The sequence below is a fragment of the Longimicrobium sp. genome (assembly GCF_036554565.1).
Classification (GTDB): Bacteria; Gemmatimonadota; Gemmatimonadetes; order Longimicrobiales; family Longimicrobiaceae; genus Longimicrobium.
Window position 1 is genome coordinate 1 of the sequence record NZ_DATBNB010000722.1, and the last position, 15,576, is coordinate 15,576.

Genomic DNA, 15,576 nt, shown 5'->3' on the forward strand with positions numbered 1-15,576 from the left:
GCGCACCGTTCCTCGCCCTCGGGGCTGTCGAGTGCGCGGGCCCCGGCCGGCGCGCGGTTCTGGTCTCCGACCGAAGTTCTCCCCTCTCCCGGCGCAGTTTGCCGGGGGAGGGGCCGGGGGAGGGGCCACCCGCGGCGTGCACCAACATCAGTCGAACCGCCCCACACCCCCAACGGAAACCAGCCGAAACTCGGAAACCCGCCCTCGTCCGCCCTCGCCCAGCCCTCAATCCCGCGGCTTCTCTCGATCGGTCTGCGACGACGCCATCAGCCGGTACGTCCGCAGCCGCACCACCAGTGACGTGCCGATCACCCCCACCACGCCGGGCTCGGCCGCCAGGCGCTCCGCCACCTTCAGCATCTCGTCAACGCTGAGCTCGCCGCCCGGCGAGCCCACTCCGGCGGCGGCAACGGCGCGCACCCACGTCGACGCGGCGCGGTCCGGCCCGATGGCGCGGGCCAGGAACGCCAGCGCATCGTCGCGCGTGGGCGGAATGAGAGCGCCGTCCGTGCCGTCTACGCCGTTTCCCGTCATTTTGATCCAAACACTGGGAAAATGCTAAAACTTCCCGAAAAGGTGATGCTACCCCCATGCTGGGCCCGGGTCAAGAGACCCGTTTCGGGCGTGCCCCGCAAGCGGTATCGTTCTCGCCGGAGCGTGGCGACGACAACGGTGCAAAGGTTTACGCAGATGAGCTCGACGCGGGTGTTCAGGGTGCCGCACGTGGTGATCGTGGGCGGCGGATTCGGCGGCCTTTCGGCGGCGCGGGCGCTGCGCAACGCGCCCGTCAGCGCCACGCTCGTCGACCGGCGCAACCACCACCTCTTTCAGCCGCTGCTCTACCAGGTGGCCACGGCCACGCTGTCCCCCGCCGACATCGCGGCGCCCATCCGCCTGATCCTGCGCCGCAGCCGCGCCACCGAGGTGCTGATGGCCGAGGTCACCGGCTTCGACCTCGACGAGCGCAAGGTGTGCCTGGCGGATGGCCGCACCCTGGACTACGACTACCTGGTGGTGGCCACGGGCGCCACGCACGCCTACTTCGGCCACCCCGAGTGGGAGCCGCTGGCCCCGGGGCTCAAGACGGTGGAGGACGCAACGGAGATCCGCCGCCGCTTTCTGCTGGCCTTCGAGGCCGCCGAAGCCGCCACGGATCCGCAGGAGCGGCGTGACCTGCTCACCTTCGTCGTCATCGGCGCGGGGCCCACGGGGGTGGAGATGGCCGGGGCCATGGCCGAGACCGCGCGCCGGTCGCTGGTGCGCGACTTCCGCAACATCGACACGTCCACCGCCCGCGTGATCCTGCTGGAAGGCGGGCCGCGCGTGCTGGCCGCGTACGAGGAGGGACTGAGCGACTATGCGCGGCGCGCCCTGGAGCACATTGGCGTGGAGGTGCGCACGGGCTCCATCGTCACCCGCATCGAGCCCGACGCGGTGTACGTCGGCGACGAGTGCATCCGCACCCGCAACGTGGTCTGGGCGGCCGGCGTCACCGCGTCGCCGCTGGGAAGGATGCTGGGCGTGCCCACGGACCCCGTCGGCCGGGTGATGGTGCAGCGGGACCTTTCCGTACCCGGCCACCCCGAGTTGTTCGTCATCGGCGACCTCGCGCACCTGAAGGACAAGCGCGGCAATCTGCTCCCTGGCGTCGGCCCCGTCGCGCTTCAGCAGGGGCGGCACGTAGCGCGAAACATCGGCGCGACGCTGCGCGGCGAGGAGCGCCGGCCCTTTCGCTACATCGACAAGGGGAGCATGGCTACGATCGGTCGGCGCAAGGCCGTGCTGCAGGCACATCAGGTGCAGGTGGAGGGCTGGTTCGCGTGGCTCGCCTGGCTGTTCGTGCACATCTTCTTCCTGATCGGCTTTCGCAACCGGCTGCTGGTGATGGTGCAGTGGGCGTGGAGCTACCTCACCTGGCAGCGCGGAGCCCGGCTGATCACCGGCGAGGTGGGATCGGAGCTCGCCCCGCCCGGAAAGCCGCTGGGGACGGTGGATCGGGCCCAGCGGCCGCTCTCGGAAGGACGTCCCGCCGCGCGAGACGCCGCCGTGGCTGCGGCCCAGGGGCAGGTGGCGCCGTCGGACGCGGAGGGCACCGGGTGGATGGGCGGCGACCGCGCCCAGGGCTCGTCCCCGCCCGCCGGATGAAGGGCTACGCGGAGCGGCTCGCGGACTGGGCCGCGCGGCTGGGCGCCACCGTCCACGCAACGCGATACGGCCGCCCCGAGGCGCGCGGCGAGGCGTGCGCGGTGCGGCTGGTTCCGCCCGGCGTGGCGAGCGCGCGCGTTCTCGTCGCGCACGGGGCGGGGAACGATGCCGTGTTTCCGCTGCTGGAACTGTTCGGCGCCCTGCTGGCCAGCGGCGCCGAAGTGTTCTCGTTCGACGTGGACGGGCACGGCGGTGCCAGCACCACGGTGTTCGCGCCGGACTCCGTCCGCACCGCGATCGCCGCCGCGGCGGACCAGGCGGAGCGCGGACGGCCCGCGCTGCCGCTTCACGTGGTCGGGCACAGCCTGGGAGGATCGCTCGTGCTGGATGCGCTCGCCTCCGGGTCGCTGCAGCGCGCCGTTTCCGCCGCGATCCTCTCGTCGCCGGTGGATGTGCGGATCGGCGCGCGGACGGTGGCGGGAGAGCTGCGGGGGTTCTTTCGCCGCGACACGCTGGCGCAGCGCCGCCACTACGGATGGTGGGGGCTGGTGCCTGCCTTCGGCCCCGTGAAGCGCGCGGCCTATCCGTTCCGCCGGGTGGATGACGACGGGCGCGCGTGGAGCTACGTGGCCGCCGTCCAGCGTCTGCTCGCGGAACTGGACCTGGAGGCCCGCGCGGCCTTTATCACCCACCCCACGCTGCTGGTGTACAGCGACGGCGACTGGATCGTCCCGCACGTGCAGGGCGAGCGGCTGGCGGCGCGCATTCCGGGCGCGGAATTGCTCTCGCTCCGTGGCGTGTCGCACTACGCGCTCCCCTTCCATGGCCTCACCATCGAACGCGTGGTCCGGTGGATCGGCCAGCACCAGCCCGCAGCCGCATGAGCGAATCGCCCAGGATAGACATCCACGTGCACCTGGCCGGGGTGGGCACCAACGGCTCCGGCTGCTGGGTGTCTCCCACGTTCATGCGGCGGATGAGCTTTCGCCTGCTGAAGCTCCGCCACGGGATCAACGCACGGCAGATGCGCGAATCGGCGGACGCGGACTGGGCCGCGGACGTGGCGGACCGCGTACGCCGCAGCGAGCTGACGCACGCGGTGGTGCTGGGGTTCGACGGGGTGTACGGCCGGGCGGGAGCGCTGGACCGGGCCAGGTCGCAGATGTTCATCCCGCCCAGCTGGGTCTTCGAGGTCTGCCGGCGGTATCCGCAGCTGCTCCCCGGCCCGTCCATCAACCCGCACCGGGCGGACGCGATGGAGCGACTGGAGGAGTGCATCGAGGGCGGGGCCGTGCTCATCAAGTGGCTTCCCGCCACGCACGGCATCGACCCGGCCGATCCGTCGCTCGCCCCGTTCTACCGGCGCCTGGCGGAAACGGGCATCCCCATCCTCGTCCACTCGGGTGGGTCCGAAAACACCTTCGCGGAGGTGAACCCCGCGCTCAAGGACCTGCGCCGCATCCTCCTGCCGCTGCGCCTGGGGGTGCGGATGATCGTGGCGCACTGCGGCGTGCCCGTCACCTACGCCGGCGATTTCGACCAGGTGCCGCTACTGCGGACGATGCTGGGGGAGTTCCCCCACCTGTGGATCGACAACTCGGGGATGGCCAACCCCCCACGCTTCGCGCACCTTCCCCGCTTCGCGCGTGACCCGGACTTCGCCCCGCGGATGCTGCACGGAAGCGACTTCCCCGTGCCCTCCAATGCGTTCTGGTACGCCCGCCAGCTGGGCGCCCGGCGCGCGATGGCGCTGGACCGCATCCGCAACCGAATGCAGCGCGACATCGAGATGAAGCGCGCCCTCGGCTATTCCGACGCCACCCTCACCCGGCCGGCGCAGGCCCTGGCGAACCTGGATCGTTGGGGAGTTGGGCGTCAGTCTTCCGCCTGATCTGAGGACGATGCATTATTGCCCACTCACTCCTGCATATGCCCGGATAACCGCTAATGGCCGACCCGTCCCTTCTGCTCAAAATCAAAGTCGAGGATCTGCTTTCCTACGGCTTTCCGGGAGCGTGGATCAGCTTGGAGAGGCTGAACGTGTTGATCGGGCCCAACGCGTCCGGAAAGTCCAATCTGTTGGAAGCACTCGCCGTGCTCCGTGCCGCGACTACCGACCTTCCGGGAGCGCTTCGTGACGGCGGCGGTATGTCGGAATATTTACACAAAGGCGCAAGCAATTCGACTGGGGCCACACTCCAAGTAATCGTAGCGAATTCCACGTCCGCGGCTCATCCGGTTCTGCACTACTTTCTTGGCGTTTGGAATGCGAACGGTCGGGCAGCGGTGTCGGGCGAGCACATCGAGGTCAACCCGCCCGCTGAGGATGGAATCGGGGAGCCACTCTATCGCTTCGACGGGATGGATTCGGTAATTCGAGCCGCATTGGGACCTATTCCGACCCTCGTGCCAACCGGAGATCAGTTTCGGCGCGATCAATCCATTCTTGCGCAGAGACGTGACCCAACCGTGTATCCGGAGGTGACGTACCTCGCTGAGCAGTTCAGCCGTATCCAGCTCTTTCCGGGGGCAGACGTTGGCCGAGGCTCCGCAGTTCGCCGCCCGCAGCCAACGGACTTACCCAACGAGTTTCTCTTGCCCGATGCAAGCAATCTCGGGCTGATCTTGCACGACCTCAGCCAAACTTCCGCCAGACGCGACGAAGTGAGCGCGTACCTGCGTAAGTTCTACGAGAACGCGCGGCACGTCACGACCAAGATCACGGGCGGAACGCTCCAACTCTACATCGAGGAGGAAGGCGGGAAGCTGATCCCAGCCACTCGGCTGTCGGATGGTACCCTGCGGTACCTTTGCCTGCTCGCAATCCTCCTGCATCCGAACCCGCCACCGGTGATCGGGATTGAGGAGCCGGAGTTGGGACTCCATCCGGACATCCTGCCGACGATCGCGGAACTGCTGCGGAAGGCATCGGACCGGACGCAGCTGTTCGTGACAACACATTCTGATACGCTCGTCTCGGCCCTCTCTGGCACGCCGGAGTGCATCCTGGTCTGCGAGAGCACGCCCGATGGGACGACGATGAAGCGGTTGGAGGCGGAGCCCCTGCGCGAGTGGCTGGAGAAGTACTCTCTCGGCGAGATCTGGCGGATGGGAGAGATCGGGGGGAACCGCTGGTGAACGAGATTCGGATCTACGTGGAAGGGGGCGGCGGAAAAGACAGCAAGGCCTGGCTTCGCGCCGCGTTCACCCAGTTCCTGAACAAGGTGCGTGAGGATGGGAACCGATCAAGGGCCACCTTGCGCGTGGTGATGTGTGGCTCGCGACAGGAAACCTACGAGGCGTTCCGACTAGGAACTCGCGATCACGCAGGAGCCGCCGTTCTCCTGCTCGTCGATGCGGAGGGCCCAGTCGGTGGCACGGAGCGCGAGCACTTGGCTGCGCAGGATCGCTGGGATCTCACATTCGCCCACGACGATTCCATCCACCTGATGACGCAGTTGATGGAATCGTGGTTCATCGCTGATCCAGCCGCCCTGGCGCGGTTCTACGGGCAGGGCTTCGCCGCTGCGTCCATCCCCAAGCGCAAGAACGTCGAGGAGATCCCGAAGACAGACGTGGAAAAGGCGCTCAAGGACGCCACACGCAACACGAAGCCGGGCCCCTATCACAAGACGCGGCACGCCCCGAAGATCCTCGAAAACCTGGATCCCGCCACCGTCCGGGCACGCGCACAGCGGTGCGAACGCCTGCTCCAGTACCTCGCAGCGACGGCCGATTGAACCCCGCCGCTCGCCCCCGCCGCGGACAGCCGCTAGATTCTCGCGTGGATCAAGTGCCTCGAGCGAGAAAAATGATGCTGCAGACCATTCTCGACAACGTAACCGACGGCGTGCTGGTGCTGGACGCGGATTGGCGCATCACCGAAGCCAACCGCCGCGCCGAAACCCTCTTCCGCCGCCGCCGCGCCGACCTGGTCGGGCGGCTGGTGTGGGAAGCACTTCCCGACGTCGCGGGCACGCGCTTCGAGAGCGAGGTGCGCGCGGCGCGCGAGCAGGGGCTGGTGCGCATCGTCGAGCACTTCTACCCCTCGCTGTACGTGTGGCACAAGGTGCGCGCAGCGCCCTCCGACGAGGGGCACATCCTTCTGCTCTTCAGCGACATCACCGAAATCGCCCGGCGGCAGCACGGCGAGGCGGTGCGCGAAGCGGTGCGCAGCATCGTGCGGCAGGCGCCCATCGCCATCAGCATCGTCCGCGGGCCGGAGCACCGGTTCGAGGTCGTGAACGAGATGGGCCTTCGCCTGATCGGCGACCGTGAGGTCGAAGGCCGCACCGTGCGCGACGCCTTTCCGGAGCTGGAGGGCCAGGGCTTCTTCGAGCTGCTGGACCAGGTGTACGCCACCGGCCAGCCCTTCGAAGGCCACGAGATGCCCGTGGAGTTCGATCCCACGGGCACCGGCGAACGGGTGAAGGGGTGCTTCAACGTCATCTACCAGCCCCTGTTCGAGGCCGATGGCCGCGTGTCCGGCATCCTCAGCCTGAGCGTGGACGTAACGGACCTCGTGGCCGAGCGGTCGCAGATGCAGCGGGCGGCGGCCGAGCACAGGGCCATCCTGGCGCAGCTGCTGGAAGGCGTGATCGTCACCGACGCCGAGGGGCGCATCCGGTTCGTGAACGAGGCCGCGGAGCGGATGCACGGAACGGTGCGCCTGGACGTGGCGCCCGACGCCTACACGCGCGAGTACCACCTGCTGCGCGAGGACGGGAGCGAGTACCCCCCGCAGGAGCTTCCGCTCTCCCGCGCGGCGCTGAACGACGAAGTGGTCACCAACGAGCGGTGGCTCGTGCGGCGGGTGGACGGCACGGAGGCGCGGCTGTAGGGGAGCGCCCGGCCCGTGTTCGCCGAGGGCAAGAAGCTGGGTGCCGTGCTCACCATGCGCGAGATCTGAAACCGGCCTGACGCCGCCGCATCCCTCTCTCCTGTCGAGCCACGGATGATGCGCCCGACCCCGTTCGCCGCGCCGCTCCGCCAGGCGCGGCGAACCGCGTTTCTGCTGGCGCTGTGCGTCCTCGCGTCGCGCGCATCGGCGCAGCTGCGGCCGCTGGACGCGTTGGAGTGGCGGATGTTCGACGGCGGGCGGACCGTCTCGGTTCAGGCCGGCGGCGGGTGGATGGCGGGGCAGCGCGCGTCGCTGGCGGGAACGGAAGGCACGCTGGTGGAGGCGGGAAACTGGCGGGCGTTCTGGCGCACCGGGCGCGTGGTGCTGGAGGGCGGCGGCACCGTACAGCGGTACTTCGACGAACGATCGTCGTTCGCCGCGCCGGAGCCGTACGTCAAGCCGGCGGATGACGGAAAGCGCCACGACGCGGGCGATTACCGCATTCTCACCGCGGTCCGCCTGACCAACGACGGTGCGCCCGTGGCCGCCGCCCTGCGCTTCGGCACGCGGCTGCCGACCACGGACAACGCCGTGGGGCTGGACCGCGACGCGACGGACTTCATGGCCACTCTCGGCGGGCGCACCGTACGCGGGCCCGTGGCGCTGCAGGCCGAGGCGGGCGTGGGCATCTTCGGCACGCGACGGCCCACCTTCGAGCAGGACGATCTGCTGGTGTACGCCCTGCGCGCCGAGTACGACGTGGGTGCCCTCCGCCCGATGCTCACCGTGCTGGGCCAGCAGGTGGGCAGGCCCCGGCGCCGCGAGATCCGGGGCAACGAGTCGCTGGGCGAGGTGCGGCTGGGCGTGCGTGCCGGCGGGCGCCGCTGGCTGCTGGCCGAGGCGGTGGCGGGATACACTCTGTTCAGCCCGGAATGGGGCCTCCTGGTTTCCGCCGGGATGGACTGGTAGAGGCCGGATCGACGGAAAAAGAGCGGGCGGGCCGATGATTCGGCCCGCCCGCGTTTCGTCGGGATCGATCCGGCTTTCAGGCCGGCACTGGGGCCGTGGCGGCCATCAGCTCCACGTCCAGCCCCTCGGCGCGCACCCGGCGGTCGTAGTACAGGATGACCGTGGCCGCCACCGAAAACGGATACGTGAGCGCGTTCACCAGCGCCCCCAGCGCGCTGACGAACCCCTGCGACATCGGGTCGTCGGCGCCGGCCGCGGAGGCGAGCATCAACTCCACCACCATGGACGGCAGGGTGGCGATCAGCCCCGCGACCAGGACCACGGCGCAGATCCGCCACCAGTCGCCCTCCGCCAGCTCCGCCGAGCGCTGCAGCGCCGAGAGCGGCCCCCGGCGCTCGATGACCACCGCCGGCACCACGGCGAAGAGCAGCACGTACACGATCAGGGCCCCGATCAGCAGCCCGAACAGCCCCAGGAAGATGGCGATGCCGGTAAGGATCATCGCCAGGGCCAGGGGAAAGAACCGTGCGAAGCCGTGGCGCACGGCCTCGCCCACGGTGGCCGGATGCCCCATGTACGCGCGGCTGGTCTGGTAGGTCAGCGCGGCGACGGAAAGCACCACGCCGATCAGCATCATCGGCGCGATCAGCAAAACCAGGATGCCGCCGCCCACGAGCGCCGCATCGGACCCGGACGCCGCGGCGACGCCGAAGATGGCCGACATCATGGCCAGCGGCAGGTACAGCGTGAGCGCCGTGCCCAGCAGGGGCGCGAACTGGCTGCGGTACAGCGCGAACGAGCGGTCCAGGATCTCGCCCACGTTCAGCGGGCGCAGCATGGGGGCGTGCATGGCGTTTTTGACTTTGGGGAAGGGAACCGGCGGGCGGGGATGAAGCTATGCAAACTTCCCGGCTTTCTCAACCGTCAGAAGTGCCAGGCGACCCCCACCACCGGCACCACGGGCAGGGTCGCCACCGGCTGCAGGCGCGCCCCGTTGCCGCCCTCCGCGAAGTAGCGGTAGAACAGCGCGTCGCGGCTTTCCAGCGCGTTGAGAACCTTCAGGTAGGGCGTCAGCTGGGTGCGGCGGCCCGCCACCATGGGCGTCCAGGTGCGGGACACCTCGGCGTCCACGCGCAGGAAGTCCGCGGAGGGCCCCCGCAGCGGCGAGTCGCTGTCCAGCCGCACCGAGTTGCCGCTTCGGTACACGGGAAGGCTCGCCCCGGCCAGCGCCTCCGCCTGCCCATCCACGGCCACCGGGGTGTAGGCCAGGCCATCGCCGTACGCCACCCGAAGCCCCATCAGCGCGCGGCGCCACACCGGGCCGCGGACGCCCGCGCTCACCGTCTGCCGGCCCACGAACTCGGCCGAGGTGCCCATCCCCTCGTTCGAGTTCCACCCCCACGAAAGCGAGTACCCCAGCCAGCCGGTCACCTCGCCGGCCGTGCGGCGCACCCACACGTCCACCCCCGAGTTGTGGGAGATGCTGGCGTCCTTCAGCGGCAGGCCGTGAAAGCGCTTGTAGAACCCTTCCAGCCCCAGCCGCACCCCGGCCACCAGTTCCTGGTCCAGCGACATGGAAAGGTGGGTGGCGCTGGCGATGGCGATCTGCGTGGGAACGCGGATCGCGTCGGCGCTGTTGCGCGGAGGCGCGCCCGCCTGCAGCGAAGGCCGCGGCACGCGCACGTACTGGTGGTAGCGCCCGGCCGCCAGCGAGAGCGCCGCGCCGTCCGAGAGCAGCCAGGTAGCCGACGCGCGCGGCGCCACCTTGGCCACCTGGCCCACCGAGAAGTGGTCGCCGCGAAGGCCCCCGCGCAGCACCACCCGCCGGGCGGGCTGCCACGACGCGTCCACGTAGCCCCCCGCCGTCGAGCCGGCGCCGCGCGAGTACAGCAGCAGCCGGTACTCCTCGGGAACGCTGGCGATGTGCCGGAACCAGGTGCGGTCCAGCGACGCGCCGTACCGCAGCCGCACCCCACCCAGGTCGCTGGCCAGGTCCAGCCCCAGCCGCAGCCGCTCCTGCTGCCACTCCAGCTTCAGCAGCCGGGCGGAGTCGCGCTGGGGGAGGTTGGCGTCGAAGCGCCCGCCCGCCACGGTGAGCTCCGCGTCGGCGCCGCGCAGCCGTCCGCGCCAGCGGATGGAGGTGGCCAGGTTGCCCCACCGCCCATGGCCGTCGCCGGGGCCGGCGGTGTCGATGCGCACCCCTTCGCGGTTGATGAACCCGGTGACGGACAGCGCCCCGGACGGCATCGGCAGGTCCACCCGCGCCAGCGCGTCACCGAATTGATACGGAAACGGCTCGCGTTCCAGCTGCGTCATGCTGGCGCCGTGCACCGTGCGCGCCGATACCAGGTACCGCGCCCCGTCTCCCAGCGGCCCCTCGGCGCGCCCGCGCGCCGCCATCATGTCCACCGCCCCGGCGCCCGAATGGCCGTCGCCGTTTCCGCCGCGGGTGGAAAGGTCCATCACGTACGACAGCCCGCCGTCGTAGCGCGCGGGCGCGCCGCCCAGGTACAGCCGGGCAGAGCCCAGCACCCCGGGCTCGAAGGTTTCCAGCAGCCCGCCCGTGTGGAACGGGGCGTACACGGGGGCGCCGTCCAGCAGCACCAGCTGAAGCATTCCCGCCGACCCGCGGACGTACAGCGCGTCGCCGTCGTCGCCGGCCGGCTCCCTGGCCGGCTCGTACTCCTGCCCCAGCGCCCCGTCCAGCCCGCCGCCGTCACCCAGCGCGCGGTGGCCGATCAGGTAGCTGACGTCCGTGGAAGGGACCGAGATGCTGTCGGCGCGCGGGTCGCCCAGGGCGTGGACGCGCACGGCGGCGAGGGCAATGGGCCGCAGCTCCAGCGCCACGTCGAGCACCACCTCGCCCCCGGAGGGAACCAGCACCTGCATCTCCTGCGGCGCGTGCTCCAGGTGCCGCACGCGCACCACCTGCCAGCCGGCGCCCACCCGCAGGGAGTATCGTCCCGTGCTGTCCGCCATTCCCACCATCGTGCGGGGGGCGGACCCGGCCTCGACGACGGCCAGGGCCACGGGCAGCCCCGACGGGTCGCTCTGCACGGTGCCGCGGATGACGCCACGGGCCGTGTCCTGGGCCGGGGCGGCGGCGATCAGTGCGGCGGCGAACAGCGCGGTGAACATCGATCAGCGAACGGCGGCGGGGAAGCGGATGGACATCAGGGCCCGGCGCGGAAGACGGGCTCGGCGGCCGATCCGTCCACCCGCGGCTGCAGGGAACGGAGCGAGTCGCCCTCCTTGGCGGCGTACACGCGGCCGTTCACCTCCAGGAACGCCGCCCGGGCGCTCGCGGGAAGGTGAACCACCACCTCGCCCGGCCCGGCGCCCACGACCTCGATGCGCCCCGGCGCCGTGCGGAACCGCGCCGACGCGGCGGGGCCGGTGGCGTGCACCTCGGCATTCGGTCCGTCCGTCAGCCGTGTCCGCACCCGCAGCTCGGGCGACGAGCCCGACACCACCACCCGCACGCGCCCCGCGTCGGGAAGGATGGAGACCGCCTTGGGAAGGGGCCCCACCGCGGGTGCCACCGCGGGCGCCTCGCGTGCCCGCTCCAGCCGTACCGGCTCGGCGGGCCTTTCCTCCACCGCCGCGCCGCCCAGCCAGCCGCGCACGGGGCTGCCGGGCACGGCCGCGGCCACCCCGGCGACGGCCAGCGTGAGCGCGATGGCGGCGGCGCGCGGAAGCGCCGGCCCGGCACCCGCCAGCGGACGGCCGGCGCGGCGCCGGCGGTGGAACTCGGCCTGCGCCCGCATCACGGGGGCGGGCACGTCGGCCAGCCCCAGCAGGGCCGAGGCCCGCTCGCCGCCCGCGCGAAGCTCGGCCAGCTCGCCCGCGCACTCGGCGCACGCGGCCAGGTGCCGGTCGGCCGCGCCGCGCCGGTCGGGCGCCAGCTCGCCGTCGAGCAGCTCCAGAAGGGTGCCTTCACCCAGGTGTGTCATCCGTCCTCCCGTTCTCCGTCGTACACCGCCAGGAACCGCTTGGTTGCGCGGGCCAGCAGCGTGCCTACCGATCCCGGGGCCACACCGGCCACGCGGGCGATCTCGTCGTACTTGAAGCCTTCTTCGCGCATCAGCAGCATCTGCCGGTCGCGTTCCGGAATCTGCTCCAGCGCGCGCCGCACCTGCAGCACCGCGTGCTTTCGCTCCGCCTCCACGTCCGGCGCGGGGAGCGCCGACGGCTTCCACGGGGTGGCCGTGAGCAGCCGTTCGCGGCGCTTGCGCGTGCGCGCCCCGTCGCGGAACAGGTTGGTGGCCACCGTGAACAGCCACAGCCGCGCCTCGTCGCCCGGAAGCGACCGCCCCAGCAGGCGCACGAACGATTCCTGCGCGATGTCCTCGGCCTGGTCGTGGTCGCCCGTCAGCCGGTGCAGGTAGCGGAACAGCGACGGATACACGTCGCGGAACAGCGCGTCGTAGTCCGGGGCGCTCGTGGGAACGGCCTTCAAGACCGGCCTCGGCGCCGCGGGTGCGGCGGCGTCCGGCGCGGGGCGGGCGGCGTGGCTGCTCGGCACGTGGGCTCGATCATCGCTTCAGGAGCGGGATAACGCGGCGCGGCGCCCTGCGCCACGCGTCCGACGGGGGAAGAACGCCCGTGGAGCGCCGATCGTGACACGCCGTCCCCAACGCTGCAAGGGCTCCGCGTGTCACGACTTGCAAGGGACGTTCGTTGTAGGCCCGAAGTCGCTTCCGCCATGTGCGAAATTTCCAGTCAGCCGGATTCGGACAAGAGATGAAGAGGCCGATCGTGGCCGCCCTCGCGGCGGCCGTTGCCGCCAGCGCATGCAACGACATGGCCGTGAACGCCGTCTGCCCCGACGTCGCCAGCCCGGCCGTCGTCATACGGGTGGTGGACGGGCCCACCCAGCAGCGGGTGGACATGCAAGTCACGGGCAGATGGGAAACCGGCACCGTGGGCGATTCGCTCCGCCACCTGGGGGCGGGCAGCGAGCGCTACCTGGCCGCCATCGGGCCGGCAGGCACCTACACGGTGAGCGTCGGGCGGCCCGGGTCGGCCGTGTGGACGCGCAGCGGCATCGTGGTTCCGGGCGCTACCTGCGGGCCCCAGACGCAGGAGCTCACCGCTACGCTGCTGCCGGCCTGAAGGCTGGGTGCGGCGGGCGCGCGGGGCGGCCTCGTTCACTGCGGGGGCCGCCCCGCGCGTTTTGCGCCCGCCCGTTCACTGCCAGCGGAACCCCCGCACGCTCAGCAGGAACGACCCGATCATCCACGCCAGCAGGATCCCCACCTCGCCCGCGAACGCCCCCAGGGGCAGCGCGTCGTTGTAGATGGCCCGAAGCGCGTCGTTCAGCGCCGTCAGCGGCAGCACCTGCACGAAGGGCTGCAGCGCGTCGGGGTAGCGGCTGGCGGGAAAGAACACGCCCGAGAGCACGAACATCGGCAGCATCACGAGGTTCAGCACCCCGCTGACCCCCTCGATGGTCCGCGCGCGGGTAGACGCCAGCAGCCCCAGGCCCGCGAAGGTCATGGCGCCCAGCACCACCGCCAGCGCCAGCAGCGCCAGCGACCCGTTCACCTGCACGCCGAACGCCAGCCAGGCGAACAGCATGATGGGCGGCACCTCGAGCACCACGAACGCCAGCCGCGCCAGGATCTGCGCCAGCAGGAAGTCGCTCCGCCGCATGGGCGTCGACGACATCCGCTTCAATTGCTTCTTCTGCCGCATCTGCACCAGGCTGAAGCCCATCCCCCACATTCCCGTCGACATCAAATTCAGACCAATTAGCCCCGGGATCACCCAGTCGATGTAGCGCCCGCCCGGCCGCCGCGTGGGGTCGTCGATGGTCGGCACCCGCGGCACGGCCCCGGCGGCGCGCTGAACGACGCGGTCGGCGATCAGCTGCGCGCTGCGGCTCTCCGCCCGGGCCGGGTCGAAGCGGTAGGTCAGCCGGTCGCGACCCGCCAGGAGGACGGCGACGTCGCCGCGGGCCACGGCGCGCTCGGCGGCGTCCGCATCCAGCACCGTCACCTTCACCTCGGCGGATTGGCGGAGGGCGGGGAGGTAGCGCTCGGCGACGGAGCCTTGCTCGACGCCCACCGCGGCGCGCTCGGCCGGGGCTTCGCGGAAGGCAAGGCCCAGCCCCACCGCCATGATGATGGGAAACCCGAAGGTCCAGAACAGCGCCTCGGGCTCGCGCACGAAGCCGCGGATGCGGGCGAGGGTGAGCTCGCGAAGGGCGCTACTCATCGCGCAGCTCCCGTCCGGTCAGCGCCAGGAACACGTCTTCCAGCGTGGCGCGGTGGGTGGTCAGCACGGTGAGAACGCCGCCGGCTGCGGCGATGCCGTCCAGCAGCGCGGGGAGGCTGCGGTGCGTTTCCTCCACCGTCAGCTGCGTGGCGCCGGCGTGGGTGGAAACGCGGGTGACCCCGGGGATGGCCCGCATCTCGTCGTCCGAGGGCTGCGCAGTGGCGGCGAACTCGATGACGTGTGCGCCGCCCAGCGAGGCGATCAGCTCGGCCGGGGTGCCGTGGGCGATCACCCGGCCGTGGTCCATGACGGCGATGCGGTCCGAGAGGCGCTCGGCCTCGTCCATGAAGTGCGTGGTCAGCAGGATGGTGCCGCCGCGCGCCTTGAACGCCTCGCACACGTCCCACAGCTGGCGCCGCGACTGCGGGTCCAGCCCGGTGGTGGGCTCGTCCAGGAACAGCAGGTCGGGGTCGCCCGCCAGCGCGCAGGCCACGGAAAGCCGCTGGCGCTGGCCCCCGGACAGGTGCCGCACCTGCGCCCGGCGCTTCTCGCCCAGCTGTACGAAGTCGATCAGCTCGTCGGGGGTGGGTCCCTGGCGGTAGAACGAGCGGAACATCCGTACGATTTCCTCCACCGTCAGCCGGTCGGAAAACTCGCTTTCCTGCAGCTGCACGCCCAGGCGCTGGCGGATGGCGGCTGCGTCGCTCTCCCAGCTCATCCCCAGCACCTGCACCTCGCCGCCGTCGCGGGGCTGCAGCCCCTCCAGGATCTCCACCGTCGTCGTCTTCCCCGCGCCGTTCGGCCCGAGCAGGCCGAAGCACTCGCCCCGGCGTACCTCCAGGTCGATGCCGTCCACCGCCACCGTGCCGCCGAACCGCTTGCGCAAGCCGCGGCAGCGGATGGCGGGCTCCGTCGGTACATCCGTCCGTTCCAAACTTCGCGTCTCCGTTCACCGGGGGAGAAAAACGGCCACGCTCGCACGGCCGGTGCCGCGGCCGCGGTGCACGAGAGCGAGGCGCCGCAATCTTCGGTGTATCTTTGGTATGCTTCCTGCTGATGTACACGTCCAACAGGTTGACCGACAACTACTTGGACCACATCCGGGAGAACGGGCCATGACCGATCGAGCGACGCAGGAGCACGCCGAGGAAAGCAACATGATCAAGGACCCGGACAACTGGGTCACGGGCGACGAGCCGATGACGGGCGCCCAGCGCTCGTACCTGCACCCGCTGGCCGAAGAGGCGCACGTGGAGGTGGAGGACGACCTCACGAAGGCCGAGGCCTCCAAGAAGATCGACGAGCTCAAGGACGAAACCGGCCGCGGCCGCTGATCCACTTGCGCGTGAAATAGCGAAGCGGGCCGGAGCCAATCCCACGGCTCCGGCCCGCTTTCGTCACGG

The 15,576-nt window shown here is 70.9% G+C and carries 16 protein-coding genes; 9 read left to right on the forward strand and 7 right to left on the reverse strand.

Annotation, left to right across the window (positions count from 1 at the left end):
* Nucleotides 1-225: 225 nt before the first annotated feature.
* Nucleotides 226-534, reverse strand: coding sequence for a hypothetical protein (locus tag VIB55_RS20235; protein ID WP_331878479.1), 309 nt, complete (start codon nucleotides 532-534; stop codon nucleotides 226-228).
* 156 nt (nucleotides 535-690) lie between these two features.
* On the opposite strand from VIB55_RS20235, the gene VIB55_RS20240 reads away from it, so the two are divergent.
* From VIB55_RS20240 to VIB55_RS20270, 7 genes are all read left to right on the forward strand, one after another.
* Nucleotides 691-2,145 carry an NAD(P)/FAD-dependent oxidoreductase gene (locus tag VIB55_RS20240; RefSeq protein WP_331878480.1) on the forward strand — a complete coding sequence of 485 codons (1,455 nt, stop codon included), beginning with the start codon at nucleotides 691-693 and terminating at the stop codon, nucleotides 2,143-2,145.
* The gene (locus tag VIB55_RS20245; protein ID WP_331878481.1) at nucleotides 2,142-3,029 is read left to right on the forward strand and encodes an alpha/beta hydrolase; all 888 of its coding nucleotides are present in this window, start codon (nucleotides 2,142-2,144) and stop codon (nucleotides 3,027-3,029) included. The genes VIB55_RS20240 and VIB55_RS20245 overlap by 4 nt, the downstream gene beginning before the upstream one ends.
* A complete protein-coding gene (locus VIB55_RS20250; RefSeq protein WP_331878482.1) occupies nucleotides 3,026-4,036 on the forward strand; it encodes an amidohydrolase family protein in 1,011 nt (336 codons plus the stop codon). The genes VIB55_RS20245 and VIB55_RS20250 overlap by 4 nt, the downstream gene beginning before the upstream one ends.
* A gap of 56 nt (nucleotides 4,037-4,092) precedes the next feature.
* Complete coding sequence (locus tag VIB55_RS20255) at nucleotides 4,093-5,283, forward strand: AAA family ATPase (RefSeq protein WP_331878483.1); 1,191 nt, start codon at nucleotides 4,093-4,095, stop codon at nucleotides 5,281-5,283.
* A complete protein-coding gene (locus tag VIB55_RS20260; protein ID WP_331878484.1) occupies nucleotides 5,280-5,885 on the forward strand; it encodes a DUF4276 family protein in 606 nt (201 codons plus the stop codon). The genes VIB55_RS20255 and VIB55_RS20260 overlap by 4 nt, the downstream gene beginning before the upstream one ends.
* Nucleotides 5,886-5,956: 71 nt before the next feature.
* On the forward strand, nucleotides 5,957-6,985 hold the full coding sequence (locus VIB55_RS20265) for a PAS domain-containing protein (protein WP_331878485.1): 1,029 nt from the start codon (nucleotides 5,957-5,959) through the stop codon (nucleotides 6,983-6,985).
* A gap of 114 nt (nucleotides 6,986-7,099) precedes the next feature.
* The gene (locus VIB55_RS20270; RefSeq protein WP_331878486.1) at nucleotides 7,100-7,954 is read left to right on the forward strand and encodes a hypothetical protein; all 855 of its coding nucleotides are present in this window, start codon (nucleotides 7,100-7,102) and stop codon (nucleotides 7,952-7,954) included.
* Nucleotides 7,955-8,030: 76 nt separating this feature from the next.
* On the opposite strand, the gene VIB55_RS20275 is transcribed toward VIB55_RS20270, so the two are convergent.
* The 4 genes from VIB55_RS20275 to VIB55_RS20290 form a co-directional block, all read right to left on the reverse strand.
* Entirely contained in the window at nucleotides 8,031-8,804 is a 774-nt protein-coding gene (locus tag VIB55_RS20275; RefSeq protein ID WP_331878487.1) for a hypothetical protein, read from the reverse strand.
* Nucleotides 8,805-8,878: 74 nt separating this feature from the next.
* Complete coding sequence (locus tag VIB55_RS20280; protein WP_331878488.1) at nucleotides 8,879-11,092, reverse strand: TonB-dependent receptor; 2,214 nt, start codon at nucleotides 11,090-11,092, stop codon at nucleotides 8,879-8,881.
* Between the two features lie 35 nt (nucleotides 11,093-11,127).
* Nucleotides 11,128-11,907 (reverse strand): hypothetical protein, encoded by a 780-nt coding sequence (locus tag VIB55_RS20285; RefSeq protein ID WP_331878489.1) that lies wholly within the window; start codon nucleotides 11,905-11,907, stop codon nucleotides 11,128-11,130.
* Nucleotides 11,904-12,413 carry a sigma-70 family RNA polymerase sigma factor gene (locus tag VIB55_RS20290; RefSeq protein WP_331878490.1) on the reverse strand — a complete coding sequence of 170 codons (510 nt, stop codon included), beginning with the start codon at nucleotides 12,411-12,413 and terminating at the stop codon, nucleotides 11,904-11,906. Before VIB55_RS20290 ends, VIB55_RS20285 begins: the two co-directional genes overlap by 4 nt.
* Before the next feature lie 284 nt (nucleotides 12,414-12,697).
* Between VIB55_RS20290 and VIB55_RS20295 the strand changes: the two genes are divergently transcribed.
* Nucleotides 12,698-13,069, forward strand: coding sequence for a hypothetical protein (locus tag VIB55_RS20295; protein WP_331878491.1), 372 nt, complete (start codon nucleotides 12,698-12,700; stop codon nucleotides 13,067-13,069).
* 75 nt (nucleotides 13,070-13,144) lie between these two features.
* On the opposite strand, the gene VIB55_RS20300 is transcribed toward VIB55_RS20295, so the two are convergent.
* Nucleotides 13,145-14,173, reverse strand: a complete 1,029-nt coding sequence (locus VIB55_RS20300; protein WP_331878492.1) for an ABC transporter permease — start codon at nucleotides 14,171-14,173, stop codon at nucleotides 13,145-13,147.
* Nucleotides 14,166-15,107, reverse strand: coding sequence for an ABC transporter ATP-binding protein (locus VIB55_RS20305; protein ID WP_331878493.1), 942 nt, complete (start codon nucleotides 15,105-15,107; stop codon nucleotides 14,166-14,168). The genes VIB55_RS20300 and VIB55_RS20305 overlap by 8 nt, the downstream gene beginning before the upstream one ends.
* A gap of 181 nt (nucleotides 15,108-15,288) precedes the next feature.
* On the opposite strand from VIB55_RS20305, the gene VIB55_RS20310 reads away from it, so the two are divergent.
* Nucleotides 15,289-15,507: a DUF3072 domain-containing protein gene (locus VIB55_RS20310; protein ID WP_331878494.1), complete on the forward strand. Its 219-nt coding sequence runs from the start codon at nucleotides 15,289-15,291 to the stop codon at nucleotides 15,505-15,507.
* Nucleotides 15,508-15,576 lie beyond the last annotated feature (69 nt).